Below are 25,222 nucleotides of genomic sequence, written 5' to 3'. Positions count from 1 at the left end.
CTAGGACATCGCCCTCTCACGGCGGTAACACCGGTTCAAATCCGGTTGGGGGTACGAAGCTTCTCATGTGGTTCACATGGAGGCACTGGCCCCCATCGTCTAGCGGCCTAGGACATCGCCCTCTCACGGCGGTAACACCGGTTCAAATCCGGTTGGGGGTACACATGATCCCGTGCACTGATGGCACGGGATTTTTCATTTTCACCGGCCTGCGCCGAGAGTACATTGGTGTACCGGCAGTTAGTGGGGAATAGTGCAGGCTACGATCCAATCGCAGCGCGCAATGCTGCGGCTCCAGCGCGGCGTTCTTCACGTTCGGCGGCTACGTCTAGCACATCTTGTACACGGATTCTACGGTGGCGACTGTCAGGTAACCGTCGAAAGGAGAGCACGCTTTCCTCACAGAGACGGTCAACGAACTGACGAGTAACCCCAAGAATCTTGGCGGCCTGGGCAGGGGTGACTTCATCTTCCGTGCGTAGCACCACGACGGGTGAGCCGCTGGCGACTTCATCGAGCATGGCGCGGATAGCGGCCTCGACAGGGGAGTCCCCGTCCAATCGAGCGGCAAGATTCTGGGCATCGGCGCGGATGGCGGGATCGGCTGGGTCGAGCGTATTGACGAGTGAATGTGCAGTCATAACCGCATCCTACCTTAAGTGCAATAACGCCAACCAGATGTTTTACCTAACGGCAGTTCGAGTTTTTACAGATGCAAGGAATTGCTGCAAGAAAGTTGCAAGGCATGTGATCTCCGATATAGTTGTTTCATTGAACTAGAGCGAAGGGCCGCGAAAGTTCCGTTACACCAACGATTAGTGCGAAGGGGCACCAATGCAACAGATGAAACGAAAGTCTGGCATCAGGGGGACATGGAAGAGAATCCTCGCCGCAACTGCAAGCGTTGCCGTTGCGGCTACCGGCCTGTTGGCAGCCGCCCCGTCGCCGCCCGCTGAAGCAGCGCTAGAGGCGGACAAGGACGCGATTGCCGTCCTGTTCTCCTACCCGTGGAATGACATTGCAGAGCAATGCGAATCGGTTCTTGGGCCTGCCGGCTACGGATATGTCCAGACTTCCCCGCCGCAGGAACACATTCAGGGTGACGCATGGTGGACGTACTACCAGCCGGTGTCCTATGACCTCAACACACGGCTCGGCACCGAGGCGGAGTTCCAGGACATGATCGATCGCTGCGAAAATGCTGGCGTGGGCGTGATTGCCGATGTGGTGGTCAACCACATGTCTGGTCAGCCTGAAGGCGGCGAAGGTTTCGCGGGAACGGAGTTCGATTACGAGAACTACCCCGGACTCTATGATGAAAGCGATTTCAACTCCTACGAAGGCGCCGGCGGCCCCGAGCAGCCTTGTGCGGAGGACATTTCGGACTACACGAACCGTTGGGAGGTGCAAACCTGCCGGCTCGTTGGGCTCTCCGATCTGAACACCAGCAAATCCGAGGTTCAGGACACGATTGCGGGGTACCTCAACAAGCTAGCCGATATGGGCGTGGAGGGATTCCGGATTGATGCCGTCAAGCACATTCCTCAGGCGGATATGGAGGCGATCTGGAGCAAGGTAGATAAGCGCGACGATCTCTACGTTGTGCAGGAAGCGATTCGCGGCCCCGGTGAGCCAATTCAGCCCGAGGAGTACACGGGAGTTGGCGACGTCCACGAGTTCTCCTACGCCCGCGAAGTTCGCACTTCCTTCCAAGGCAATCAAGTAGGCCGTCTTTTGACCAACGGTGGGATTGGCACTGACGGTTGGGACATGCTGCCCAATGAAGACGCTGCGGTGTTCGTGGATAACCACGATACTGAGCGCAATGGCGAGACTCTGTCCTACAAGGACGGGCGAACCTACGACCTGGCGCAGGCATTCACACTTGCCTGGGACTACAGCTCACCCTCGATTCACTCGGGCTACGCCTTCACAGACTATGACGCAGGCCCGGCGCAAAGCGCCGACGGCAAGGTGCTCTCGCCCAGCACGGACAACGGCTGGACCTTCAAGCATTCGCAGAACAACATCGTCAACATGGTGGGCTTCCGCAACGAGGTGGGTGGTGCCAATGTCAATAGCGAGTGGACGGATGGTGGCAACAATGCCATCGCGTTCGGGCGCGGCGATGTGGGCTTCTTCGCCATGAACAACGGCGTGGGCGCTCTGGATGTTTCTCTCGAAACTCAGCTGCCAGACGGCATCTACTTCAACGTTTTCGCCGCCAGTCAGGACGAGGCCGGAAACTGGAGCGGGCCAACCGTCACGGTCACAGATGGTGCGATCACTACCGCGATCGATGGTAAGAGCGCCATTGCCCTGCGCGCAGACGTGACGGCGGATACGGAATGCTCAGAGCCCGCAGGCCCTAGCCAGCCGAGCGCAGTCACCGGCACCGCCACCTTCAACTCGGTCAATCTCTCATGGGACGAATCCACCAACCTATGCGGCGGCATCACGTATTCGGTTGAGCGAACCACCACGGAAACCGGCCAGTCCGAAACGTTCACGTCACCAGATGCTCAGCTCTCGGATACAGGATTACCTGAATCCACCGAGTTCAGCTACACGGTGACGGCACAGGACCGTGACGGCCAGACGTCTGAGCCGTCCGCTGCATTTACCATTGCCACCCCGGCAAAGCCGGAGGGCACCTACACCACCGTGTACCTCAAGCAGCCATCAGGCTGGACCAACGCAAACTTCCACTACTCCACCACCGGGGATAGCGGATGGACGCCCGTTCCCGGCGTGGAAATGGCGGATGATGACGAGGTGTCTGGTTGGTATGTGGTTGAGGTGCTGACGGGGGACGCCACCGAAATTGAGGGAAACTTCAACACGAACTCCGGCGCCGAATGGCTGAGTAAGGGATCGGGGCCCAACGGCAACTACCTGATCCCGGCCGGCGATGGCCCGCAGATGGTCAACGGATCGAAGGTCACGGCAGGCACCCCATCGGAGGATACCGAGGAACCAGATCCGGAAGGCGAAGCATATTATGTGGCTGGCTCCTTCCAGCAGTCTCTGGGTTGCGGGGTGGATTGGGCCGCGGAATGCGAGGCCACCAAGCTCACGTATGATGAGGCGGAGAAGCTATGGACAGGGACGTTCGACATTCCTGCCGGTTCTCACCAGTTCAAGGTCACTGATGGTACGTGGGATAACAGCTGGGGCGAGGACGGCAACAACGTGTCGTTCACTATTTCCGAGCCGGAGCAGGTGACATTTGTGTTCGATCCAACTAACGAAAAGGTCTCCGTTGTTCTGGAGAACCCGCAGGTGCCGGGCACCGGCGAATCCCGCGCCTACTGGATCGCTCCCGATACGATCGCATGGCCCACGGCCTTGGGCGGCGGCGAGTTTACCCTTGTAGGCGTGGACGGCGTGACACTCACGCCTGCCGAACTCACCGAGGCTCAGAAGGAGGCCTTCCCGCGCATTGCCTCCGGATACACCGGGTTGCGCGTGGATGCTGGCGATGCGGATCTGGCCGCCACGGTCGCGGAGATTCTTAAAGGCTCGATCCAGATCGAGGCCGCCGAAGGCGGAGAGCCCGTGGCCCGAACTGGCGCGCAGGTTGCCGGTGTGATCGATGCCCTGTACCCGGGCGCCGAGGATCGCGAGTTGGGCCTCACGTGGAACGATGGAATCCCCACGTTGAGTGTGTGGGCGCCTACGGCCACAAACGTTTCGCTCCAACGTGGGGATCAAGAGATTTCGGCCGATAGGGACGACGACGGCGTGTGGAGCGTAGTTGGGGAGGCTTCCTGGAAGAACGCTACCTACCTCTGGAATGTTGACGTATATGTTCCATCTGAGGGAGCGGTTGTTACCAATCAGGTGACTGATCCGTATTCGGTGGCCCTGACCACCGATTCTGAGCAGTCCGTGATCGCGGACCTGACGGACCCAGAGCTCTACCCCGAGCAGTGGAACAACAACCCGGAGCCTCCTGTAACTCGGGCGGCAGAGACGATCTACGAGCTGCATATCCGAGATTTCTCCATTGCAGACGAGACGGTTCCCGAGGATCTGCGAGGTACGTATAAGGCGTTCACCGTGGCTGATTCGGATGGCGCCAAGCACTTAACGGAGCTTTCGGACGCTGGCATGACGGCCGTCCACCTCCTCCCAAGCTTCGATATCGCGAGCTCGTCAATTCCTGAATCTAGTGAGAATCAACAGGTGCCGAACATCGAAGGTGGGGATCCGTCGTCGTCGGCCCAACAAGAAGCCGTGGGTGCTGTACAGAATTCCGATGGTTTCAACTGGGGATACGATCCCTACCACTGGACCACGCCTGAAGGTTCCTATGCCACAGACGGGAATCAGGATGGGGCAGCGCGAACGCGCGAATACCGCGATATGGTGTCCGCTCTTCATGGGATGGGGTTGCGGGTGGTACTCGATCAGGTGTTCAACCACACCTCCGCGTCCGGACAATCCGATGAGGCGGTGCTGGACCGGATCGTTCCGGGCTACTATCACAGGCTGGATCCGAAGGGATCAATCGAAACGTCCACGTGCTGCCAGAACATCGCCACGGAAAACGTCATGGCGGGCAAGATGATGGTGGATTCCGTGGAAGTATGGGCCACCCAGTATGGGGTGGACGGCTTCCGGTTCGATCTCATGGGGCATCATTCTCTTGAGAACATGAAAGACGTACGGAAGATGCTCGATGGGCTCACACTGGAAAAGGATGGTGTGAATGGCAAGGACATCTATCTGTACGGCGAAGGATGGGACTTCGGTGAAGTCACCATGGATGCGCTGTTTACGCAGGCCACGCAAGCACACATCGGCGGGACTGGGATCGGTGCGTTCAACGATCGCATGAGAGACGCCGTGCGTGGCGGCGGTCCGTTTGATGAGGATCACCGAACGTATCAGGGCTTCGGCTCTGGGCTGTACACCGATCCGAATGAGGTTGCTCAGGAGACGCTATCCGAGGCCGAACAGCTGGAGAGCCTCATGCACCAGACCGATCTGGTGCGCATCGGGCTGGCCGGCAACGTCAAGGGCGTGCAGATTCCTGCAGGTGACGGCACGTACGTGTTGTCCGAGGAGATTCTCTACAACGGGGAACAGCCCGCTGCCTATGCCATTGATCCAGATGAGAACGTCAACTACGTAGATGCCCACGATAACGAGACGCTGTTCGACAATCTCGCCTGGAAGCTGCCCTCTGGGGCGACGATGGACACTCAGATCCGCATGAACACGCTGAGCTTGGCTACCACCGCGCTGGGGCAATCACCCTCCTTCTGGCACGCGGGTACGGACATGCTCCGGTCCAAGTCTCTGGATCGCGATTCCTACAACTCCGGTGATCACTTCAATGCGATCGACTGGACTGGGCAGTCCAATGGCTTCGGCAACGGACTGCCCATGAAGGGAGCGAACGGGGACAAATGGGATCTCATGGCGCCGATCTTGGAGAATCCATCCAAGATGCCGACTCAGGCAGATATCGAGGCGGCAAACCAGATGTCACTGGACCTACTCAAGCTGCGCTCGTCCAGCCCACTGTTCAGCCTAGGCAGTGGCGAACTCGTGAAGGAACGCGTGAGCTTCCCGAATGGTGGGCCTGAGGCGACCCCTGGATTGCTCGTCATGCAGATTGATGACATGGCGCCGGGTGTGATGAGCAAGGCCATGCTGGATGCCGATGGGCTGGAGGTCAGCGTCAAGGAAGATATCGATCCCGATGTGGATCGTATCCTCGTGGTATTCAATGCCTCGCCTGAACCCATCACCGAGGCGATTGACGGCATGAGAAGCCGTGAACTCGTGCTCTCCGCCGTGCAGGCCGAAGGCTTCGATGAGGTTGTCAAAGAGACGTCGTGGGATCCGGATTCTGGGACAGTGACCGTTCCTGGGCGGACCGCAGCCGTGTTGATTCAGGCGGCCGATACTGATTCCGAGCCCGATCCTGAGCCGACAGGCGAACCCACGGGGGATCCCGAACCCACGGGAGATCCCGAACCCACGGGAGATCCGACTAGCGGTCCAGAACCTACAGGTGACCCGAGCGGTGATCTGACGGATGAGGCCACCGGTGACTCGAGTGGTGAACCAAGCGGCGGTGCAGATCCGAGTGCTAGTCCAACTGACGGCAGCGGTGAGGACCTTCCGAATTCGGGGGCTAGCGTTCTCACATTTGCTGGAATCGCGGCCGTGCTGCTCGCATTGGGTGGCCTAGCGCTCTATGCGCGCCACCGATAATTCAGGACAGGCTCTGGCCCTTGCGTTCGGGCAAGGCGAGGGTTGCCACTGCAGCAACGATGAAGGCTCCAGCCAGAACGGGGAACAGGAGCCCCTTGTTGCCACCGGGCACACCGCCAATGCCCAGAAGGAATGTTACGAGGAAGGGGGCGGCAATGGAGGCCAAGCGGCCGAAGCCGGTTGCCGCCCCCGCGCCCGTGGCACGTATGAAGGTCGGGTAGATTTCGGGCGTGATCGCGTACAGCGCGCCCCATGCCCCAAGGTTAAAGAAGGACAAGACGCAACCCGTCGCAATGATCGCCGTGGAGGAATCGGCCATTCCGAAGCCTACTGCTCCGAGGGATGAACCGAGGAGGAAGGTTGTGAGCGTGGCTCGCCGTCCCCAGTGCTCGATGAGGTAGGCCGAGGTTGCATACCCCGGCAGTTGAGCGAGAGTGATGATGAGCGTGAATCCGAACGATTTCACGAGGTCATGGCCGTTGGCATGAAGGATCGATGGAATCCAAATCGAGGAGCCGTAGTAGCCCAGATTGACCATGAACCACACGGTCCAGATCGCTACTGTGCGCTTCCGTAGGGACGGCGAGAAGAGCTTGCCCCATGTGGGCTTTTCGAGTGAGGTGGCCTCCGCGCTATGACCGTCCTGTGCTGGGAGCGGCACATGGCCGTCGGCCAATTCGTCCACTACCTGCGCGGCCTTTTCGTCTTCACCTTTATGAAGCAGGAAGCGCACGGACTCTGGAAGGTGCAGGCGCAGTACCAATGCATAGAGGGCCGGTAGTGCCCCAATTCCGAAGGCGATTCTCCACCCGTCATCCGAGAGCGGCACAACGAAATAGCCGATGAGGGCCGCGGCAGTCCAGCCCAACGCCCAGAATGCCTCAAGCCACACGGTGATCGAGCCGCGGATTCGCCGTGGAGAGACTTCTTGCACCAGAGTCGAGGCAACCGGTAGCTCAGCGCCCAGCCCAAGTCCCACAATCGTGCGCAGGATGATGAGCTGGAGTACCCCGCCTGCGAACGCTGAAGCTCCAGTGGCGATTCCGTACACCACGAGGGTCACGGTAAAGACGGTGCGGCGCCCCACACGATCCGCGAGGGCACCCCCACATGTGGCACCAATCGCCATCCCAACGAAACCGGCTGACACGATCAGTGATTGCTCGGTTGCGTTCAGGCCCCATTGTTTTGTTAGCACCGCGATGATGTAGGTGATAAGTCCAACGTCCATCGCATCAAAAGCCCATCCGAGCCCGGATGCGAACACAATCTTGCGGTGCTTTCTCGTGAAGGGCAGATTATCGAGGCGGTCCAGGGTGTCAGCCGGTGTGGTGCTCATTCACGAAACGATAATGGGTATCAGTGGGCTGGCTCGCCCTTGCCCATGCCGAAGTCCCTGCTTGACGTGATCATGGCCTGCACGGTAAGAAGATGGGCCCGCGGTTGATGCTCTCCGCGTCGCCTAATTCAGCGTGACCGCGCCGCTCGTCGAGGAGTGCCCAATTGACGGCGCCTCCGCCACAGGCCCGTGTGCGTACTCAGCGACCAGTTTCAGTAACGCAGGGCGCTCTCCGGCATCATCGATGTGCGTAAACTGTCCCACCACTATTGCGGCGATTTTCTCGAAGGTGCCCAATGCGGCGTGATGGGCCAATAGAGCGGCCACGGAATTGAGCTTGGGCCCCTGCCCCTCGATGAGAAGCACTCGGCCTGTCAGGTCCGGCCAGAACGGTGTGCCAGCCAGTTTCAAGAAACATCGGATGTTGCCGCCTGCCCAAGGTAGCGCTGGTAGGTTGTCCAGCGCGAGGTTCGTATTCATAGGTGACGTGCCGGGGCGAATACGTTGGCTTGCGAGGGCCTGATCCAGCTGGCCAAACCCCTCAGTAAGTCCAACGATTGGGTTCCACAAGAGACTGGGGAACGGGAGTGATCCAAGAATGCAGCTGATATCGGAGTAGCCCACCATGAGTTTGGGGTGAGCGGCAATCTCGTTCATGTCCAGATGCGGCAAGACCTCGTTGGCAAGGTCCCCGCCGGAGATATCTATAATGCCCTCAACCGACGGATCTAAGAAGGCATCCATGAGGATCTGGGCCCGCGCTCGCGGATTCCAACGCTCCGGCGAGTTGCCAGAAGCCGATCTGCGTGCCGCTTCAGCAAGTGTTTCTACGGCCGAGCTATCCAACGTATGCCCAGCCCTTGCCAGCGCTTCATGAAGTGCTGGAAGTTTGGAATGCGTCCACGGCAACGTGGGGTTGGAGCAGGAAGTAAGAGCGAGCCGAGCCATGCAGCCAGCGTACGTCACTGCCGCCTGTTGAGGTTGGGTGTGATGGGTGGGGCTGTGGAGTGGTAGTGGTGTCCGGTTGGTGTGGTGATGATCCGGTCCGAGGAGCGGCTCTCGGCGGGTGGCCGGCCGCGATCACCGCTGCCAGCAGGAGAGCCGTTGCTAGCGCTGGGTCCTGTTCCCGGTTGATGGTTCCAGCCATCGTATTCTTTGGTGTAGTTACATCTGGCGCATAGACCAGTCCCGTTTGCAATGGTGGTGTGGCCGCCTTTGGCGAAGGGGTGGGTGTGGTCCATGTGGGCGATGGGGGCGTTACACCACGGGGTCCGGCACTGCGAATCCCGCACAAGCAACGCACGCCGCAGGCCGCCGGAGAAGGCGCGTTGGCGGGTGTCGATGGCTGTAATGTCCCCGGTGACCGGATCAGTCACAACCCGGCGAAGGAACACCCGTGACCGGCGAGTGGCTGGATCGTCATAGGCCGGGTTGAGCATGTCGCGGGCTAGCGGGGCGGGGATGGGGCCGAGCCCGGCAATCCACGCGGCAGTGTGTGCTGGATCAGCACGCCGCCCATCATCATCAACCACAGGAAACAACGAATCATCTGTATCAGCCAGATCGTTAGTACCAGAAGCGCCGTGAGTAGCGGCTGGATCGTTGGTGTTCTGATCGGGGCGTGGTGAGTGCTTCGTGCCGGTGGCGTCCGGATCGTGAGTGCTGGTAGCGCCGGGCATGCTGGTGATGCCGAAAACACTAGTGTCGGTCATGATGATCTGCAGTTCGATGGGGATGGCGTCGGGGGTTGCTTGCCCGGTGAGGCGTTCAACGAGCAGGTCGGCTTCGATCTGTGTCCCGGAGCGTTCTTCTTGTTGGAGCTCGTCCCCATCAGCCCATCCGGTGTTTTTCGCCGTGGCTGCCGCATCTAACAGGGCTTTCTTACAGGCGAAGGCCTGACCCATGGGGAGCAGGGCGGTCAGGTAGGCCATCGCGTCCGGGGCAGGCCTGACTGTCACTGACCGCCGGCTTTTAGCGATCTTGTGGCGTTTGACTTGCGCGGCTGGATCGATCTGATTCGCTAAGGCGCGGACTTCACCGGTGATCCGTTTGGTTCCGGCTTTGCCGTACCGGCCGGCCATGCGTGTATCGATCGCCGCAATAGCGGGAGGGTCGAGGGCGGTGACTTCGCTCGTGATTTTCTGGGCCGTGAATTCTGCGAGTCGCCCATCCGTTAACGCCGCCAACGCGTTGGGCATATCTGTGGTGAGTGTGTGGGCCATACGTACCGCGCGGGAACCTGCTTGCGGGGACTCCCTGCGTGCTAACGCGATTTCGGAGCCGACACCTAGGCCGCGTTTCTTGATCGGAACACCCGCAGCTCGTTCCTTCACTGCCCGGTGGTGAAGAAATGCTGTGGTTTCGCGTGCCTGTGCCGCGGCAGCCGCGGATTTGATGTCCTCCAACACCGAGATCCGAGAAATACACGCCGCCTCACTTGCCCCGGTGGAGGCGTTGCGGAGAATGTCACGGATAACCGTCAACGAGGAGAGTCCGGATTCGTCACCGGATTCGAGCAAGGTAGTCAGATTGGCTTGCGCTTCGGCGAGCATCAACCCGGTGAAATCCTCATCCCACTGCTGATCGAGGAAGCCCGGCATGCCAGCAGTATCAGGTTCAAGGCCCAGGCGTTCCATCGCCTCAGCATTCAAGACAAGCTCATCAAAAGACAGGTCAGCGTCAGACGGTATATAGATGCCGTCAGGACAACGGGAACTGTCAGACCGCAGAGCCGTTTCTGGCACGAGACCGAGTGAGAGCTCATCACGCACAGCGGCATCGGCACGTGTATCGAGTGTGATACTCATAAGCCACCCCCCTTCGAGGTGATGAGAGAGTCCACTCCCCGCAAAGAGAGGGAACGCTGCCGATCATGACCTGATGCGAGTGAACGAGGTAACCAGTGAGAGCCACCCTGTTCAACCTACCCACATTCTATCGAACGAACGTTCCCCAAACAAGAGTTCGAACAGACTAGTTTGTGGCAGTTCGGCTGTGGGGTCCAGTCGTGCCGTGGCGGTCCAGTCATGCTGAAGGGACATGCATTGGCGCCAGTGTTACCTGATCCGTGCCAACAAGGTATCTAGCGAGCGAAACGGAGATTTGTGCCAGCGAGGTACCCGGTCAGGCGCCGCCAGATGACGCCACCAGATGACGGCCACCCATTCAAGCGCTATCTGATTGCAAGGATGGGACGTTGCGGGAGAGGCTCCGCCGTCGTCGTCCTAAAAGGGACCCACGAACGCGCATTCCCACACACGCGACACAGGGCACTCGACACCAATCTCCAAACGGCCGTGTGCTCCCACACAGCCCCTCAACGCAGTGGGCCGATCGCGGTAAACTGCCGGAGGACACCAACATCAGGCGGAGGAGATCGAATGGCTATTCGAGTAGGCGCAGTCGTGTTGCGTAATGGCGAAGGCGATGTCCTGACGGTTCGCAAGCAGGGAGCAACTCTGTTCCAGCTTCCGGGCGGAAAGCCCGAAGGCGATGAGACGATGCGGCAAACGGTGGTACGCGAGGCCGCCGAAGAAGTAGGGGTGCAGTTGGACCCGGCTCAGCTCGAGTTTCTGGGCGATTACACTGCTCAGGCAGCCAACGAACCGGGCCACGAAGTATCGGGTGCGATCTACACGTATCCGGGCGAACTCGCCGAAGAATTCTCGCCGCATTCGGAGATCCGTGAACTCAAATGGGCTCATCCCGTGCCCGGATCGCCCGGTTACGCCCCGCTGTTAGCTACGCGAGTGTTCCCCGCGCTCGGGCGTCAGGAGCGGCTGGAGGCCGTGGACGCGCACTCCGATTTTTCGGCTCTCTCCGATCTGTCCTAGAGGATTAGCGGGCCGCGCCCAGTTCGTCCAGCAGCGGCTTGACCAGATGGCTCCATCGCCACGTGGTGTCCACCCACTCCTTGCCAGCTTGCCCCATTTTCTTGGCGCGCTCGGGATCCTCAAGCAGGTAGCCCACACAGGCAGCAGTCGCTTCCACGGATCGACCCGCCGCAACCAGCCCGGTGACACCCGGGATCACGGCTTCCGGCGCCCCGCCTGAGTCCCCGGCCACCACGGGAAGCCCGGCCGCGTACGCCTCCAGATACACGATCCCGAGCCCCTCGATGTCCAGCCCGCCACCGCGCGTTCGGCACGGCATGGCGAACACGTCCCCGAGAGAGTAGTGCGCAGCAAGTTCGGGGAAGGGAACTTCGCCGGTGAAGATTATGGATTCGTCGTCTTCGGCCATCGCCCGCAGTTCGGCTTCGTAGGGGCCTTTGCCGACGACGACGAGCTTAGCCCGCCCGAACCTCTCTGTAATTGAGGGCCATGCGGCAATGAGCGTGTCTTGGCCCTTTCGTTCGACGAGCCGTGAGATGCAGACAACTACGGGCTCATCGCCAATTCCATAGCGTGCACGCAGAAGATCGCGCCATTCCTGTGAGAAGGAGAAGGCCTCGGGATTGATGCCGCCGGGCATGCGCACGACGTGGGTATCGCCAAGGCAGGGCGCCAGCCGAGCCAGAGTGGCATTTGTTAGATATGTGACGGTATCCGCGGTGGCGAAGATACGTTTGAGGATGTGCCGGGTGCCCGGAAACATGGACCAGCCGATCTCATGCCCATGCGTGGTGGAGATGACACGCTTGGCGCCTGCGGCGCGCGCGGCATTCGCCATCATGCCTAACGGGGCGGAGGCTCCGAACCACACAACATCGATTCGCTCCTCGCGAATGATTCTCTGCATCTGCCTGCGCACCGTGGGGATGGGCAGCATCATCGTGCCGGCATAGCGATATGTGGTCCATGGATGCTCGGCATCGTAAACCTCCGCGCCGCCATCGGGCGGGCTGGAGGCATACACAACCAGCTGATCTGGATCGAGTTCGGAAATGAATCCTTCGAGATACGTTTGTATTCCACCGCGCCTAGGCGGGAAATCGTTGGTAACGAGAAGAGTTCGAAGCATGCCTACATACTATGTGCTCCGAGGCCCTCGGTTGTTTTGAGGACATCGGTGAGCCGCTTGGCGGATGTCACCACGGCTGCGGCATGCTGGCGGCCGGGCTGGCGGCCCATGCGTTCGATCGGGCCGGAGATGGATACGGCGGCGATGACGCGCCCAGAGGGGCCGCGCACGGGTGAGGAGATGGAGGCAACGCCCGGCTCGCGCTCACCCACGGATTGGGACCAACCGCGCCGGCGTACGGCGGACAGGTTGGTGGCAGTGAAGCTCGCGCCGTGCAATCCACGGTGGAGGCGATCCGGCTCTTCCCACGCCAAGAGTACTTGGGCGGCGGATCCGGCCTTCATGGACAAGGTGGCGCCAACCGGGATTGAATCGCGTAGCCCCATCGTGCGTTCGGCGGCGGCAACGCAGATACGCTGCTCGCCTTGGCGGCGGAACAGTTGAGCGGATTCGCCCGTGTGATCGCGCAGGGCAACAAGAACTGGTGTGGCGGCGGCCAGCAGGCGATCCTCGCCAGCTGAGGAGGCGAGTTCTCCTAAGCGCGGACCGAGGACAAAACGTCCCTGCATGTCGCGGGCAACGAGCCGGTGGTATTCGAGGGCAACGGCCAAGCGATGTGCGGTGGGGCGGGCCAGATGAGTGGCAGTGACCAATTGTGCCAACGTTTGCGGGCCTGATTCCAGCGCGCTTAAGACGGAAGCAGCCTTATCAAGTACGCCTACGCCTGAGCCGGATTCTTCTGTAGAATTGTCCATGTCTTGATATTGTCATCCCAAGGAGTGAGATGCAACTGCACAGGCTGTGAGTTAGCGCGAATCTAGGGAGACGAGAAAAAGGAGTCAGCACATGAGCCGCACCTTGGCTGAAAAGGTTTGGAGCGATCATATCGTCAAGCACGGGGAAAATGGACGCCCCGATTTGCTTTACATCGATCTGCAGTTAGTTCACGAAGTGACAAGTCCTCAAGCTTTTGAGGGCCTACGCCTAGCCGGCCGGCAGGTCCGCCGCCCGGATCAGACCCTAGCTACAGAGGACCACAACACTCCTACTCTCAACATTGATCTTCCCATTGCGGACAAGACCTCGCGCGCCCAGATCGATCAGTTGCGCACGAACTGTGAGGAGTTTGGCGTTCCGCTCTACTCGTTGGGCAATGCCGATCAGGGCATTGTTCACGTGGTGGGACCGCAGCTCGGAATCACACAGCCGGGTATGACGATCGTGTGTGGCGATTCCCACACCTCGACGCACGGAGCCTTCGGCGCTCTGGCGCTAGGCATTGGTACTTCCGAGGTAGAACACGTGCTGGCTACCCAGACACTTCCGCTCGCGCCGTTTAAGACCATGGCGATCAACGTGGACGGCAAGCTCAAGCCCGGCACAACGGCCAAGGACATCATTCTGGCGATTATTGCCAAGATCGGTACGAACGGCGCTCAGGGCCATGTGATCGAATACCGCGGCGAAGCGATCCGCTCGCTCTCCATGGAAGCCCGCATGACCATCTGCAACATGTCCATTGAAGCCGGCGCCCGCGCCGGCATGGTTGCCCCCGATGAGACAACATTCGAATACATCCACGGCCGCCCCAACGCCCCAGAGGACTGGGATGCAGCTGTGGCCTATTGGAAGACTCTGGTGACGGACGAGGACGCCACGTTCGATACCGTGGTGGATCTTGACGCTTCAGATCTGGAACCGTTCGTCACGTGGGGTACCAACCCCGGACAGGGCGTACAGATCTCCGAATCGGTTCCCGAACCGGCAAATATCGCCGATGAAACCGAACGTAAGGCCGCTGAGCGTGCCATCGAATACATGGGACTGGTTCCCGGCACACCGATGCGCGATATCCCGGTGGATACGGTGTTCATCGGTTCGTGCACGAACGGACGCATCGAGGATCTGCGCAACGTGGTGGGCGTGATCAAAGGCAAGAAGAAGGCGGACAATGTGCGCGTCATGGTGGTGCCGGGTTCGGCCCGCGTGCGCCTCCAAGCCGAAGCTGAGGGCCTCGATCAGGTGTTCCTTGACTTCGGAGCCGAATGGCGCAACGCCGGCTGCTCCATGTGCCTTGGTATGAACCCGGATCAGCTCACCCCCGGCGAACGCGCCGCCTCCACATCCAACCGAAACTTTATGGGCCGGCAGGGTCCCGGCGGGCGTACTCACTTGGTATCGCCTCTGGTGGCAGCAGCCACCGCGATCCGCGGCACCCTCTCAACACCGGCAGATTTGGACTGAAAGGACCATCATGGAGAAGTTCTCAACACACACCGGAATCGGTGTTCCGCTCCGCAGGTCCGAAGTGGATACTGATCAAATCATCCCAGCCGTCTACCTCAAGAGGATCTCCCGTACAGGTTTCGAGGATGCCCTCTTTTCCTCGTTGCGCAAGGATCCGAGTTTCGTCCTCAATCAGGAGGAGTACTCCCGCGGTTCAGTTCTCGTGGCTGGCTCCGATTTTGGTACAGGCTCCTCCCGCGAGCACGCAGTGTGGGCGCTGAAGGATTACGGATTCAAGGCAGTTTTCGCGCCTCGATTCGCTGATATTTTCCGGGGCAATTCAGGTAAGCAGGGATTGGTTGCCGGCGTCGTCGCCCAAGAGGACGTGGAACAACTCTGGAAACTCCTCGAAAACGAACCAGGGCTCGAAATCAATGTTGACTTGCCGAACAAGCAGCTGACGTGCGGCGGCTTCACATGCTCCTTCGAAATCGACGATTACACCCAGTGGCGGCTCATGGAAGGGCTGGACGATATCGGGCTCACGCTCCAAGAAGAAGCGGATATTACCGCCTACGAGGCCACCCGCCCGTCCTTCAAACCCAAGACGCTTCCGAAGAAGCACCTGCCGTCCGTTCCCGTCATCTCGGCGCGTCCGGTGGGGGAGGATGCCGCTCTCAGCTGAGCGGTGACCCAGCCGATACAAGCGCGCCTTCAAGCCATGTAGTCTAGGCTGGTTACAGAACTGAAGGGACGGTTATGGCTGCAAAGCTACGTGTAGTTGGCGGTTCACCACTCACCGGTGAAATCAGTGTCAGAGGTGCGAAGAACTTCGTATCCAAGGCGATGGTTGCGGCATTGCTGTCATCCGATACGTCTGTTCTGCGCAACGTGCCCCTCATCCGCGATGTGGATGTTGTGTCCGATCTGCTGCGCCTGCACGGCGTGGAGGTTGATTACGATCAGGAAGAGGGCCGCCTAGCGATCACGCCCGGGCGGATCACTTTGCCGGACGATCCTGCGGAGATGGACCGGCTTGCCGGCTCCTCCCGTATCCCGATCCTGTTCGCAGGCCCGCTTCTGCATAACCTCGGCGAGGCGTTCATCCCCGATCTGGGCGGCTGCCACATCGGTGATCGCCCCGTTGATTTCCACATGCAGGTGCTGGAAGATTTCGGCGCTCGGCGCGTTCAGGAAAAGGGCGGTATGCACCTCGTGGCCCCGCGCGGCCTCAAGGCAAAGCCGGTCCACCTGCCCTATCCCTCGGTGGGTGCCACCGAGCAGACTCTTCTCACCGCCGTCATGGCTGAGGGCGTCACGGAGCTCTCCAACGCCGCCGTTGAACCAGAGATCTACGATCTGATCGCCGTTCTCCAGAAGATGGGCGCGATCATCTCTGTGGATACAGACCGCGTGATCAACATTGAAGGCGTGGATTCCCTCCACGGGTACACTCACACCGCACTTGCTGACCGTATCGAGGCTGGTTCTTGGGCTTCTGCGGCTCTGGCCACGCACGGGGACATCATGATTCGTGGCGCCGAACAACAGGACATGATGAGCTTCCTCAACGTGTTCCGCAAGGTGGGCGGCTCTTTCGAGGTTCGTGACGAAGGCATTCGATTCTGGCATCCGGGTGGGGAGCTTCATTCCATCCCGCTGCAGACGGACGTTCACCCCGGCTTCATGACGGACTGGCAGCAGCCGCTGGTAGTGGCGCTCACGCAGGCCGCTGGCATCTCCATCGTGCACGAAACCGTGTACGAGAACCGGTTTGGCTTCACCAAGGCGCTCATGGACATGGGTGCCCACATTCAGACGTACCGCGAATGCTTGGGAGGGCTGGAGTGCCGCTTCGGCCAGCGCAGCTTTTACCATTCGGCGGTGATTCAGGGGCCAACGCCGCTGAAGGCCGCTGATGTTGAGGTCCCCGATCTTCGTGGCGGTTTCTCCTACCTCATTGCGGCACTGGCCGCCGAGGGTACGTCCATCATTTCCGGGATTGACATCATCGATCGCGGATACGAGCACTTCATGCATAAGCTCGGCTGCCTAGGAGCAAACGCCGAGAAAATCGCGTAGCCAATGGACCAGCCGCCGCTCATGCGGATCATCGCTCCGCCGCTGCGCTGGGCAGTTCATAGGATGCAGTCCGTGCGGGTAGAGGGCACGGAGAACCTCGCCGGCCATCGTGCCAGCGGCACGCCCATGATCGTGGTGGGCAACCACACCTCGCACCTCGATGGGCCGGTTGTGGCCATTGTCTTGTATGAGGCTGGCGTGGTTCCGCACACGGCGGCCAAGGCCGATTTGTTTACTATTCCCGTTCTGGGTTGGGCCCTGCGCCAGCTCGGGCAGGTGGCGGTCTACCGCCCAGGGCTTATGAGCACCCCGAAGAATGGAAGCTCCACTGGCTCGCTCGGCGAACTCTCTGACGTCCTGGATTCCGGCGGCAGCGTCCTTATCTTTCCCGAGGCCACGTTTACTCGCGATCCTGATGAATGGCCGATGCGCGCCAAGACGGGGGCTGTTCGCCTTGCCCTCAAGCACCCGGATGCTGTGATTGTCCCTTTTGCTCACTGGGGTAACGAGGAGCTCATCGACAAATGGTGTGGGAAGATCAACTGGAAGGCGCTGCTCAGGCGATCCGCGAGCATTCGGATCAGATTCGGCGCACCCGTTGACCTTTCGGCCTTCCGCGGCATACCGATTACCCATGACCTGTTGGTGGAGGCCACCGATCATGTCATGGATGCGATCACCGCAGAGCTTGTGCAGCTGCGGCCGGGGCCTCCCACCACACCTCGGTGGGATCGCGCCGTTGATGGGGATCCCTTCAAGAAGATCGATGAACGCAACCAGATTCGCGCGAAGAAACGCGGCGCGCGCATGCGGTTCGTTGGATGTGCCGTCCTTGGCTGCGTAGCATTGACTCGATACTACAAGGGAAGGCGCAAGAAATGACAGCACGCATTCGGGTCGCACTCATTTATGGCGGCGCATCAGGGGAGCATTCAGTCTCCTGCCTGACAGCCGCATCCGTGATGCGCGCAATGGACCCCGCTAAATACGAGGTCTTGCCGATCGGCATCCGCAAGGACGGGACGTGGGTTCCAGGCACAGTTGATCCAGAGGAGCTGGAGGCCGCCGGCCCGCACGGCGAAGTCCCGGAATCTCCCGATCGCATGGTGATCGGATCTGGTGAAGATGGCTGCGTGGTGTACCACGTGGGAACTGAACGCGTGGATGCCTATGCCGTGGATGTTGCCTTCCCGCTTCTCCACGGACCATTTGGCGAAGACGGAACTATTCAGGGCCTGCTGGAAATTGCGGGCCTGCCCTATGTGGGTGCCGGAGTATTCGCTTCTGCCGCAGGCATGGACAAGCACTACATGAAGGTGGTGCTTGAAGCTGCCAGCCTCCCCGTTGTCCCTTACGTCTTGGCCACTTCCAAGCGTTGGCGCCACGAACGTGACGCCGTGATCAAAGAAGCCGAAGAAACCTTGACATGGCCCGTGTTTGTCAAACCGGCTCGTGCTGGCTCGTCACTTGGCATCACTCGCGTGGAGCGCGCGCAGGACCTTCCCGCGGCTGTGAAAACGGCGCAGGACGTGGATCCCAAGGTGCTCATCGAGCAGGGCGTTGCCGGCCGTGAGATCGAATGCGCGGTGTTGGGTGGCCACGGCGATGATTCCGCCCGCGCCTCGGTGCTTGGCGAAATCGCTCTAGATACCGAATGGTATGACTATGAGACCAAGTATGTGGAAACCGAGGGCTTCCACATGGAAATTCCCGCCAACATTACCGGCGAAGCTGCCGAGTCGATGCAATCGATGGCCGTTGAGGTGTTTGACGCCTTCGAATGTGAGGGAATGACGCGCGTTGATTTCTTCCTAGCGGAATCCGGGGAGATATTCGTGAATGAACACAACACGATTCCCGGCTTCACCGCGTTCTCCATGTACCCGGTCCTCTGGGAGAAAACTGGGCTGGAATACCCGAAGCTCATTGACGAACTCGTGGATTTGGCGCTGGAGCGTCCGATCGGGCTGCGGTAGAGAACCCGGTTTCAGTGCGTTCATTATTATCAGGTAAGTACGTCAGGGACCTGACAGAGGACGATCTGCTGTCCATCATCACCCCGCACCTTCCCCAGGCCGACGGGGTGATTGTGCCGTCCGGAGATGACAGCGCCGTGATACCGGCCTCCGATGGCCGCTACACCGTTTCCACGGACATGCTGGTGGAAGGCCACCACTTTCGCCGTGACTGGTCCAGTGGCGCGGACGTGGGCTGGCGTGCGGCCACGCAGAACCTCGCCGATGCGGTGGCCATGGGTGCCGCACCTCGTTCCATCGTTGTATCGATGGGACTACCCGGAGATCTTCCCGCTTCGTGGGTGGAGAGTTTTGCTATCGGCATCGCGGAGGCCTGTGGACACGTTGGTTGTGGGGTCGACGGCGGGGACCTAGTTGGCAGTGAGCTCCTCACCATCTCCGTGACTGTGATGGGCGATCTTCAGCGGCGCGAGCCACGGTTGCGCAGCGCCGCGCACCCGGGGCAAGCGCTCATTCACTGCGGGGAACTAGGGCGCGGATACGCGGGCCTCGAGTTGCTCACACGCGGCTACACCCGTGAACTTGGGGTTATCCCTCCAACGCAAACTGGACTCATCGATGATTTCCTACGTCCCAAGCCGCCACTAGTTCAGGCGCTGGACGCGTGCCGGGAGAACCGGATCGGGGCAATGATGGATGTATCCGACGGGCTGATTCGAGATGCCAGACGCATGGCCAAGGCCTCCAACGTGTGGATCGATATTGAATCGAACTATCTGGCCCAGCATATTGAGGACCTCATTCCTGTGGCGCGCCGGCTCGGCCTGTCAGATCCATGGGAATGGGCGATGAAGGCGGTGCTGACCGGGGGAGAGGATCACGGATTCCTCGCTACCCTTGACCGGCCAGCAGAACGCGCGTGGGGCCCGCACACCCTCGCGCTGCCCGAGGGTTTCAGCCGTATCGGGCAAACTCGCGAGGCTCACACGGGTGGCTTCGTTACCGTTGACGGCAAGCCAGTGGATTATGCGGGGGGCTGGGACCACTTTGGTGAGTAGACTTCGTGCTAGGGCAGCGTAGGAGGCGTCATGAGCAGGGAATCCTTGGTGGATGCAGTCATCTCGCAGATGCTCAGTGACATTGCCGAGGGAAACCTCGAAGAGGGCGCAGCAATTCCATCGGAGGCTGATCTAGCGCAGAGGTTTGATGTCAATCGGCTGACGATCCGCGAAGCAGTGAGCAAAATGAAAGCGCAGGGAATTGTCCGCGCTGTTCCGGGACGGCGAAGCGAGCTCAATCCCGTCTCTCACTGGGTTGATATCGGCGCCGTGCTCAAAATTGTGGAGCAGCGAATCGGCGGGGCGGAAGCCTCCGTTCAGCTGGTCCAGTTACGCCGAATGATCGAAACTGGTGCATGCGGCATTGCAGCAACCCAGATTTCCACCTCCGAACTCGCCCAGCTTGATATTGAACTCGACGGCATGAAGGATGCGCAGAAGGTCAATGACGTGGAAAAGTTTGTGCGCCACGATATTGCTTTTCATGACGTGATTCTCGATGCCTGTGGCAATGCGTTCTTACGAATGTTGCTGGACCCTTTACAAGAACTGTTGAAAGATAGGCGTCGCGAGACGTCCGCCGTCCCTCAAGTGCAGATCAACGCCATCGACATGCATCGGCAAATCATCGTGGCGCTTCGTTCCGAGGATCCTGAGACGGCGCGAAGCGCGATGTCTGACCACATTGACCAAACTGAACGAGATCTCAACCAGTACGTTCTGTAGATCCTCTATTAGCCAGATCACATATTGGGGTTGACGCAGCGCGCTGTTCGCGTATGATCGGATATCAGATACCACTACTTAAGTCCTAACTGCTCATCACAGTTGGAAATGGTTCAACGAAGCAGTTGAGGTATCTGGTGCTGGCGGTCAGTATCACGCACGGACACAATGGCAAAGGAGCATCCCATGTTTGTCCATCTTTCCTACATCCTTGACCCCAATGACAACGCTTACCCGGGTGAACCCGTTGTGAAGGTTGTCCAAGACTCAGTCATCTCCGAGACGGCCAAGCCATTCAACTCAGTGATAATTCACTTGCCCAACCACTTTGGAACGCACTTGGACGCGCCGCATCACTTCAATCCAAACGGAATTGACATGGTCGATCTGCCGGACAATATCTGGGGATACGGGGGCAGCGAAGTCCTTGTTATCGATCTTCCCGAGAAGGGCACGCCCACATCTGTGATCGAGGTTTCGGATGTGGAACCGCACAAGGACGCCCTTCAAGGCAAGAGGCTGGTGTTGTTCCGCACCGGATTCGAGCGCTATAAGCACTCGGACCCGGACACTTATGAAAACAGGGGAGTCTCTTTACATCCGGACACGTGCCGGTGGCTTATTGAAAATACGGACAAGGTTCAGTGCATCGGCATGGACTGGCTTTCCATTGGCAGCCCTTGCAACAGCTACGGAAAAGACGCGCACCAGCAACTGCTTGGGAACTTCCGTGACCGCTACATCGTGGGCATTGAAGATATGACCTTAGCGCCGCTTGCGGACAAACACATCGAGTTCGTAACTCTCGGCCCGCTACGTGTGCGAGGAGCAGATTCGGCGCAAGTGAATGTCATGGCGAAGCTGGCTGACTAACCACAACAATTGAAGAAAGACGGTGTCATGAAGAAAAGTGACCTCACCAACCGGTATCCCGCTCCAGCCGAACTGAGCGCACAGGAGGTGGAAGAAGCCCGCAGCGCGGTGCCGCGGCAACTGATTGTGCTGGATGATGACCCGACGGGCACACAATCAGTGGCCAACCTTCCAGTGCTGAACTCGTGGAGTGAGAGTGACGTGCAATGGGCACTCGAAACTGGAGCGCCGGCAGTCTATGTGATGACGAACTCGCGTTCGCTTGGACCTGATGACGCTGCAGAGCGAAATCGCGAAGTTGTGGGTGCGGCTCTGGCTGCCGCAAAGCAGCTGGGAATCGAGGTGGATTTCGTTTCGCGCAGTGACTCCACGCTGCGCGGGCATTTTCCCCTCGAACCGGACACCATCATCGAAACGCTCAAAGAAGCGGATATCACGATTGACGGCGTCATCGTTCTACCAGCCTTTGGGGATGCCGGGCGAATCACCGTTGGCGGCATTCACTATGCCGGAAATGACGCAGATGGTTTCGTGCCTGTTGGCCAAACAGAGTTCGCCAAGGATTCGACGTTCGGCTACGAGAGCTCGGACCTAAAGGAGTGGGTTGAGGAGAAGAGCCGCGGGCGAATTGCCCAGGACAGTGTTGCCTCAATTGGTCTTGACCAGCTTCGAACTGATCAGGGCGCCGTCGTCGCCGTTCTCAATTCCCTAGCCAACGGACAACCGGTGGTTGCTGACTGCGTGGAAGAAACGGACATCAGGGCCCTCGCACTCGCTATCTTCGCAGCCGAGCAGGCGGGCAAACGATTCGTCTTCCGGGTAGGACCCCCGTTCGTACGTGCGATGATCGGCCAGCCCGTCATCGATCCTTTGACCGCCGATGACGTAGCGGAGATTCGTCCTAGCGAGTCGGGCAATGGTGGTCTCATCGTTATTGGTTCGCACGTGGCACTGACAACCCGCCAGCTCGATGCTTTGCGCGCGCGGCGCACCCCAACGGAGTTCGAGATCGATGTGGAAAAGGTGTTGGGGGAGGGCCGGCAAGCTCACCTCGATGCGTTGGTGGAGAAGATCGCCAGCGCGCTCAACAGCGGAAACGTGGTGGTATCAACGTCACGCACCCTGATTAAAGGGAGTGACGGAGAGGATTCGCTGCGCATTTCGCGCCTTGTTTCGGATGCGGTGGTAGAGGTAGTGCGCCGAGTCCTTGACGTGGCACCACCCCGTTTCGTCATTGCCAAAGGCGGGATCACATCATCCGATGTGGCTTCCCGTGGACTAGAGATTGGCCGGGCCATGGTGCGCGGGCCGATGCTGCCGGGAATCGTTTCCCTGTGGGAGCCCATTGCCGGGCCGGCTCAGGGCATTCCCTACATCGTGTTCGCGGGCAACGTGGGCAACGATCAATCTCTCGCGGATGTGGCCGACAAGCTTTCCAACTAGAAAATACGAATTCACAGGAGAATCACCAATGAGTAATCCAACTATTGCAGTTCTAGGGCTAGGGGCAATGGGACTGCCCATGTCCACCAGACTGGCCGAAAAGTTTGAGGTTCGCGCCTTCGATATCGCCTCTGATCGTGTGGCACTCGCGAATGAGGCTGGCGTGGCCGGGTTTGATTCGGCGCGTGCCGCCGCCGACGGCGCAGATATCGTTCTTTTGGCCGTCCGCAACCGAGTCCAGCTTGATTCGGCGCTTTTTGGCGACGACGGCGTAGTGGCCGTCCTACCAGACAGCGCTACCATCATCTTGACCTCCACAGTGGGAATAGAGGCGGTACGCGAGGTGGGTCAACAACTAGTTGCCCATGGGATTCACCTTGTTGATGCACCAGTTTCTGGCGGTCCCGTCAGGGCAGGTACGGGTGATCTATTGATTGTTGTTGGTGCAAGCGATGAGGCATACAACAGCGCATTGGACACACTGAATCATCTTGCCTCCACGCTGGTACGTATCGGTGAGAACGCGGGCGATGGCCAAGCAATGAAGACAGTCAATCAACTTCTGTGCGGCGTTCATATTGCCGCGGGTGCCGAAGCATTGGCACTCGCGGATGCGCTTGGCCTTGATGCCAAGGTGGCTCTGGAAACACTGGGGGCCGGCGCTGCACAGAGCTTTATGCTTGGGGACCGCGGGCCACGCATGCTGGAAGCCTACGACGAGGGCGGTGCCGAAGTGAAGAGCCGTATCGACATCTTCACCAAGGATATGGGGATCGTCAATGGTGCAGCCCGGTCAGCTGGTGTTGCCACGCCGATCGCTGCCGCAGCGGAGAATCTCTATGTGATTGCCGAAGCCAGCGGCAATGGCGCGAAGGACGATTCCTCAGTCATCACGGTGATTGCCCCTGAGCGCAAAGGTAACGCCGAATGAGCACCACCGCTCTACTACTGACGGCTGTTACCGCCGTCATTGTCCTGCTCATCCTTGTGATCAAGCTTGAATTGCCAGCCTTTGTGGCCCTGCTACTTGTTGCGATGGGAACTGCCATCGTCACGGGGATACCGATCGAAAGTGTTGTACCTACCCTCATTGACGGGATGGGAAACACGCTGGGTTCTGTTGCCATCGTCGTGGGCCTTGGGTCTATGTTGGGCCGGATGATCGAGGTGTCCGGGGGTGCCGATCACTTAGCTCGAACCTTCACAGCGAAGCTTGGAGCCAAGCGCGTGATCGCGGCGGTTACCATCGCAGCGTTCATTCTGGGTATTCCGGTGTTCTTCGATGTTGGTTTCATTATCTTGGCTCCGCTGGTGTTTGGATTTGCAAAGATCTCGAATATCAACCCCATCAGAATTGGGTTGCCGGTGGGTGCGGTTCTGTTGACAGTGCACGTCACATTGCCCCCGCATCCAGGGCCGGTGGCCGCGGCCGCTCAAGTGAACGCGGACGTGGGGTTAGTGACCATTATCGGACTAGCGATCTCCGCAATTGTGGGAGTTATTGGATTCTTCGCCGCGAAGCTGTTCAAGGTGGACAAGATCGTTCTGAGAGAATCTCCAGCTTCCGAGGCGTTGGAATCTGGCGAGGACCAGCCTACTGAAGGTACTACGCGGAGCGTGCCCTCTGCAGGGACTGTTGTTGGACTCATCGTGTTGCCCATTGCATTGATCATGATCGGTTCAACCCTGCAAACTGTGCTCGATGAAGGCAATTCGCTGATGCCGATTGCGCAATTCATTGGTGCTCCAGCTACGGCCTTGTTGCTTGGCTTGCTTGTGGCGTATGTGGTGGTGGGCCGCAAGGCGCGTTGGAACAAGGCGAAGCGGAGCTCGGTTGCCGATTCAGCTTTGCCCATGGTTGCCGTCATCATCTTTGTGACGGGTGCCGGCGGTGCATTCGGCAACGTCTTAGTAGAGTCAGGAATCGGCGATTCCCTCGCCAGCTCCCTGACGGCCATCGGAATGCCAACCATTGTGGCGGGATTCGTGATCTCTCAGGCTCTGCGAGCCGCACAGGGGTCTGCAACTGTTGCCATCCTGACAACGGCGGGACTGCTGTCTACGGCAATCTCCCAAGGAGGTTATTCGCCCGTGGAAACTGCGCTGATCACGCTGGCGATTGGCTTCGGTAGTTTGGGCCTGTCTCATATCAACGATTCGGGCTTCTGGATCGTGACAAAGTATCTAGGCTTGAGTGTGGCTGACGGCTTGAAGACGTGGACCGTGCTCACAACGATTTGTGGTGTGACGGGCTTCCTCATCACGTGGGGAGTGTTCCAGATTGTTTGATTCACAGGAGATCCAAG

At 59.4% G+C, this 25,222-nt stretch carries 19 protein-coding genes and 1 tRNA gene; 14 read left to right on the top strand and 6 right to left on the bottom strand.

Annotated elements, in window-relative coordinates:
• The first annotated feature begins 88 nt into the window (after positions 1-88).
• Positions 89-161, top strand: a tRNA-Glu gene (locus ACTHV6_RS06670).
• 99 nt (positions 162-260) lie between these two features.
• On the opposite strand, the gene ACTHV6_RS06665 is transcribed toward ACTHV6_RS06670, so the two are convergent.
• A complete protein-coding gene (locus ACTHV6_RS06665) occupies positions 261-641 on the bottom strand; it encodes a helix-turn-helix domain-containing protein (protein WP_441386503.1) in 381 nt (126 codons plus the stop codon).
• A gap of 193 nt (positions 642-834) precedes the next feature.
• Here ACTHV6_RS06665 and ACTHV6_RS06660 point away from each other — a divergent pair, with 193 nt between their 5' ends.
• A complete protein-coding gene (locus tag ACTHV6_RS06660; protein WP_441386502.1) occupies positions 835-6,231 on the top strand; it encodes an alpha-1,6-glucosidase domain-containing protein in 5,397 nt (1,798 codons plus the stop codon).
• Between the two features lies 1 nt (position 6,232).
• Here ACTHV6_RS06660 and ACTHV6_RS06655 read toward each other — a convergent pair whose 3' ends face one another.
• The 3 genes from ACTHV6_RS06655 to ACTHV6_RS06645 all read right to left on the bottom strand — a co-directional run bounded on the left by ACTHV6_RS06655 (position 6,233) and on the right by ACTHV6_RS06645 (position 10,377).
• A complete protein-coding gene (locus ACTHV6_RS06655) occupies positions 6,233-7,570 on the bottom strand; it encodes an MFS transporter (protein ID WP_441386501.1) in 1,338 nt (445 codons plus the stop codon).
• 123 nt (positions 7,571-7,693) lie between these two features.
• Positions 7,694-8,518 (bottom strand): LD-carboxypeptidase, encoded by an 825-nt coding sequence (locus ACTHV6_RS06650; RefSeq protein ID WP_441386500.1) that lies wholly within the window; start codon positions 8,516-8,518, stop codon positions 7,694-7,696.
• A 14-nt stretch (positions 8,519-8,532) separates the two neighbouring features.
• Positions 8,533-10,377: a DUF222 domain-containing protein gene (locus tag ACTHV6_RS06645; RefSeq protein WP_441386499.1), complete on the bottom strand. Its 1,845-nt coding sequence runs from the start codon at positions 10,375-10,377 to the stop codon at positions 8,533-8,535.
• A gap of 573 nt (positions 10,378-10,950) precedes the next feature.
• On the opposite strand from ACTHV6_RS06645, the gene ACTHV6_RS06640 reads away from it, so the two are divergent.
• Positions 10,951-11,403 (top strand): NUDIX hydrolase, encoded by a 453-nt coding sequence (locus tag ACTHV6_RS06640; protein WP_441386498.1) that lies wholly within the window; start codon positions 10,951-10,953, stop codon positions 11,401-11,403.
• A gap of 4 nt (positions 11,404-11,407) precedes the next feature.
• On the opposite strand, the gene ACTHV6_RS06635 is transcribed toward ACTHV6_RS06640, so the two are convergent.
• Both ACTHV6_RS06635 and ACTHV6_RS06630 read right to left on the bottom strand, forming a co-directional pair.
• The gene (locus tag ACTHV6_RS06635) at positions 11,408-12,532 is read right to left on the bottom strand and encodes a glycosyltransferase family 4 protein (RefSeq protein ID WP_441386497.1); all 1,125 of its coding nucleotides are present in this window, start codon (positions 12,530-12,532) and stop codon (positions 11,408-11,410) included.
• 2 nt (positions 12,533-12,534) lie between these two features.
• On the bottom strand, positions 12,535-13,287 hold the full coding sequence (locus ACTHV6_RS06630) for an IclR family transcriptional regulator (RefSeq protein ID WP_441386496.1): 753 nt from the start codon (positions 13,285-13,287) through the stop codon (positions 12,535-12,537).
• A 91-nt stretch (positions 13,288-13,378) separates the two neighbouring features.
• Between ACTHV6_RS06630 and leuC the strand changes: the two genes are divergently transcribed.
• The 11 genes from leuC to ACTHV6_RS06575 all read left to right on the top strand — a co-directional run bounded on the left by leuC (position 13,379) and on the right by ACTHV6_RS06575 (position 25,205).
• Entirely contained in the window at positions 13,379-14,776 is a 1,398-nt protein-coding gene (gene leuC, locus ACTHV6_RS06625; RefSeq protein WP_441386495.1) for a 3-isopropylmalate dehydratase large subunit, read from the top strand.
• A 10-nt stretch (positions 14,777-14,786) separates the two neighbouring features.
• Positions 14,787-15,443, top strand: a complete 657-nt coding sequence (leuD, locus tag ACTHV6_RS06620) for a 3-isopropylmalate dehydratase small subunit (RefSeq protein WP_441386494.1) — start codon at positions 14,787-14,789, stop codon at positions 15,441-15,443.
• 74 nt (positions 15,444-15,517) lie between these two features.
• On the top strand, positions 15,518-16,840 hold the full coding sequence (murA, locus tag ACTHV6_RS06615) for a UDP-N-acetylglucosamine 1-carboxyvinyltransferase (protein ID WP_441386493.1): 1,323 nt from the start codon (positions 15,518-15,520) through the stop codon (positions 16,838-16,840).
• A gap of 72 nt (positions 16,841-16,912) precedes the next feature.
• Entirely contained in the window at positions 16,913-17,722 is an 810-nt protein-coding gene (locus ACTHV6_RS06610; RefSeq protein WP_441386492.1) for a lysophospholipid acyltransferase family protein, read from the top strand.
• Complete coding sequence (locus ACTHV6_RS06605; RefSeq protein WP_441386491.1) at positions 17,719-18,816, top strand: D-alanine--D-alanine ligase family protein; 1,098 nt, start codon at positions 17,719-17,721, stop codon at positions 18,814-18,816. Before ACTHV6_RS06610 ends, ACTHV6_RS06605 begins: the two co-directional genes overlap by 4 nt.
• Before the next feature lie 14 nt (positions 18,817-18,830).
• The gene (thiL, locus tag ACTHV6_RS06600) at positions 18,831-19,874 is read left to right on the top strand and encodes a thiamine-phosphate kinase (protein ID WP_441386490.1); all 1,044 of its coding nucleotides are present in this window, start codon (positions 18,831-18,833) and stop codon (positions 19,872-19,874) included.
• A gap of 30 nt (positions 19,875-19,904) precedes the next feature.
• On the top strand, positions 19,905-20,600 hold the full coding sequence (locus ACTHV6_RS06595; RefSeq protein ID WP_441386489.1) for a FadR/GntR family transcriptional regulator: 696 nt from the start codon (positions 19,905-19,907) through the stop codon (positions 20,598-20,600).
• A 186-nt stretch (positions 20,601-20,786) separates the two neighbouring features.
• Positions 20,787-21,473, top strand: coding sequence for a cyclase family protein (locus ACTHV6_RS06590; RefSeq protein WP_441386488.1), 687 nt, complete (start codon positions 20,787-20,789; stop codon positions 21,471-21,473).
• Between the two features lie 27 nt (positions 21,474-21,500).
• A complete protein-coding gene (locus ACTHV6_RS06585) occupies positions 21,501-22,916 on the top strand; it encodes a four-carbon acid sugar kinase family protein (protein WP_441386487.1) in 1,416 nt (471 codons plus the stop codon).
• Positions 22,917-22,944: 28 nt separating this feature from the next.
• Complete coding sequence (locus ACTHV6_RS06580; RefSeq protein ID WP_441386486.1) at positions 22,945-23,847, top strand: NAD(P)-dependent oxidoreductase; 903 nt, start codon at positions 22,945-22,947, stop codon at positions 23,845-23,847.
• Complete coding sequence (locus ACTHV6_RS06575) at positions 23,844-25,205, top strand: GntP family transporter (protein WP_441386485.1); 1,362 nt, start codon at positions 23,844-23,846, stop codon at positions 25,203-25,205. Before ACTHV6_RS06580 ends, ACTHV6_RS06575 begins: the two co-directional genes overlap by 4 nt.
• Positions 25,206-25,222 lie beyond the last annotated feature (17 nt).

It is taken from the genome of Ancrocorticia sp., assembly GCF_052089425.1.
GTDB lineage: Bacteria > Actinomycetota > Actinomycetes > Actinomycetales > Actinomycetaceae > Ancrocorticia.
The sequence above is the reverse complement of the archived record's forward strand: the minus strand, read 5'-3'. Positions and strand labels throughout refer to the sequence as shown.

Excerpts from the sequence above, each read along its gene's own strand:
- ACTHV6_RS06605 (WP_441386491.1), top strand. The coding sequence starts at position 17,719 with ATGACAGCACGCATTCGGGTCGCACTCATTTATGGCGGCGCATCAGGG.
- leuD (WP_441386494.1), top strand. The coding sequence starts at position 14,787 with ATGGAGAAGTTCTCAACACACACCGGAATCGGTGTTCCGCTCCGCAGG.
- ACTHV6_RS06580 (WP_441386486.1), top strand. The coding sequence starts at position 22,945 with ATGAGTAATCCAACTATTGCAGTTCTAGGGCTAGGGGCAATGGGACTG.
- ACTHV6_RS06575 (WP_441386485.1), top strand. The coding sequence starts at position 23,844 with ATGAGCACCACCGCTCTACTACTGACGGCTGTTACCGCCGTCATTGTC.
- ACTHV6_RS06630 (WP_441386496.1), bottom strand. The coding sequence starts at position 13,287 with ATGGACAATTCTACAGAAGAATCCGGCTCAGGCGTAGGCGTACTTGAT.
- ACTHV6_RS06655 (WP_441386501.1), bottom strand. The coding sequence starts at position 7,570 with ATGAGCACCACACCGGCTGACACCCTGGACCGCCTCGATAATCTGCCC.
- ACTHV6_RS06665 (WP_441386503.1), bottom strand. The coding sequence starts at position 641 with ATGACTGCACATTCACTCGTCAATACGCTCGACCCAGCCGATCCCGCC.
- ACTHV6_RS06585 (WP_441386487.1), top strand. The coding sequence starts at position 21,501 with ATGAAGAAAAGTGACCTCACCAACCGGTATCCCGCTCCAGCCGAACTG.
- leuC (WP_441386495.1), top strand. The coding sequence starts at position 13,379 with ATGAGCCGCACCTTGGCTGAAAAGGTTTGGAGCGATCATATCGTCAAG.
- ACTHV6_RS06635 (WP_441386497.1), bottom strand. The coding sequence starts at position 12,532 with ATGCTTCGAACTCTTCTCGTTACCAACGATTTCCCGCCTAGGCGCGGT.
- ACTHV6_RS06645 (WP_441386499.1), bottom strand. The coding sequence starts at position 10,377 with ATGAGTATCACACTCGATACACGTGCCGATGCCGCTGTGCGTGATGAG.
- murA (WP_441386493.1), top strand. The coding sequence starts at position 15,518 with ATGGCTGCAAAGCTACGTGTAGTTGGCGGTTCACCACTCACCGGTGAA.
- ACTHV6_RS06590 (WP_441386488.1), top strand. The coding sequence starts at position 20,787 with ATGTTTGTCCATCTTTCCTACATCCTTGACCCCAATGACAACGCTTAC.
- ACTHV6_RS06640 (WP_441386498.1), top strand. The coding sequence starts at position 10,951 with ATGGCTATTCGAGTAGGCGCAGTCGTGTTGCGTAATGGCGAAGGCGAT.
- ACTHV6_RS06595 (WP_441386489.1), top strand. The coding sequence starts at position 19,905 with ATGAGCAGGGAATCCTTGGTGGATGCAGTCATCTCGCAGATGCTCAGT.
- ACTHV6_RS06660 (WP_441386502.1), top strand. The coding sequence starts at position 835 with ATGCAACAGATGAAACGAAAGTCTGGCATCAGGGGGACATGGAAGAGA.
- ACTHV6_RS06650 (WP_441386500.1), bottom strand. The coding sequence starts at position 8,518 with ATGGCTCGGCTCGCTCTTACTTCCTGCTCCAACCCCACGTTGCCGTGG.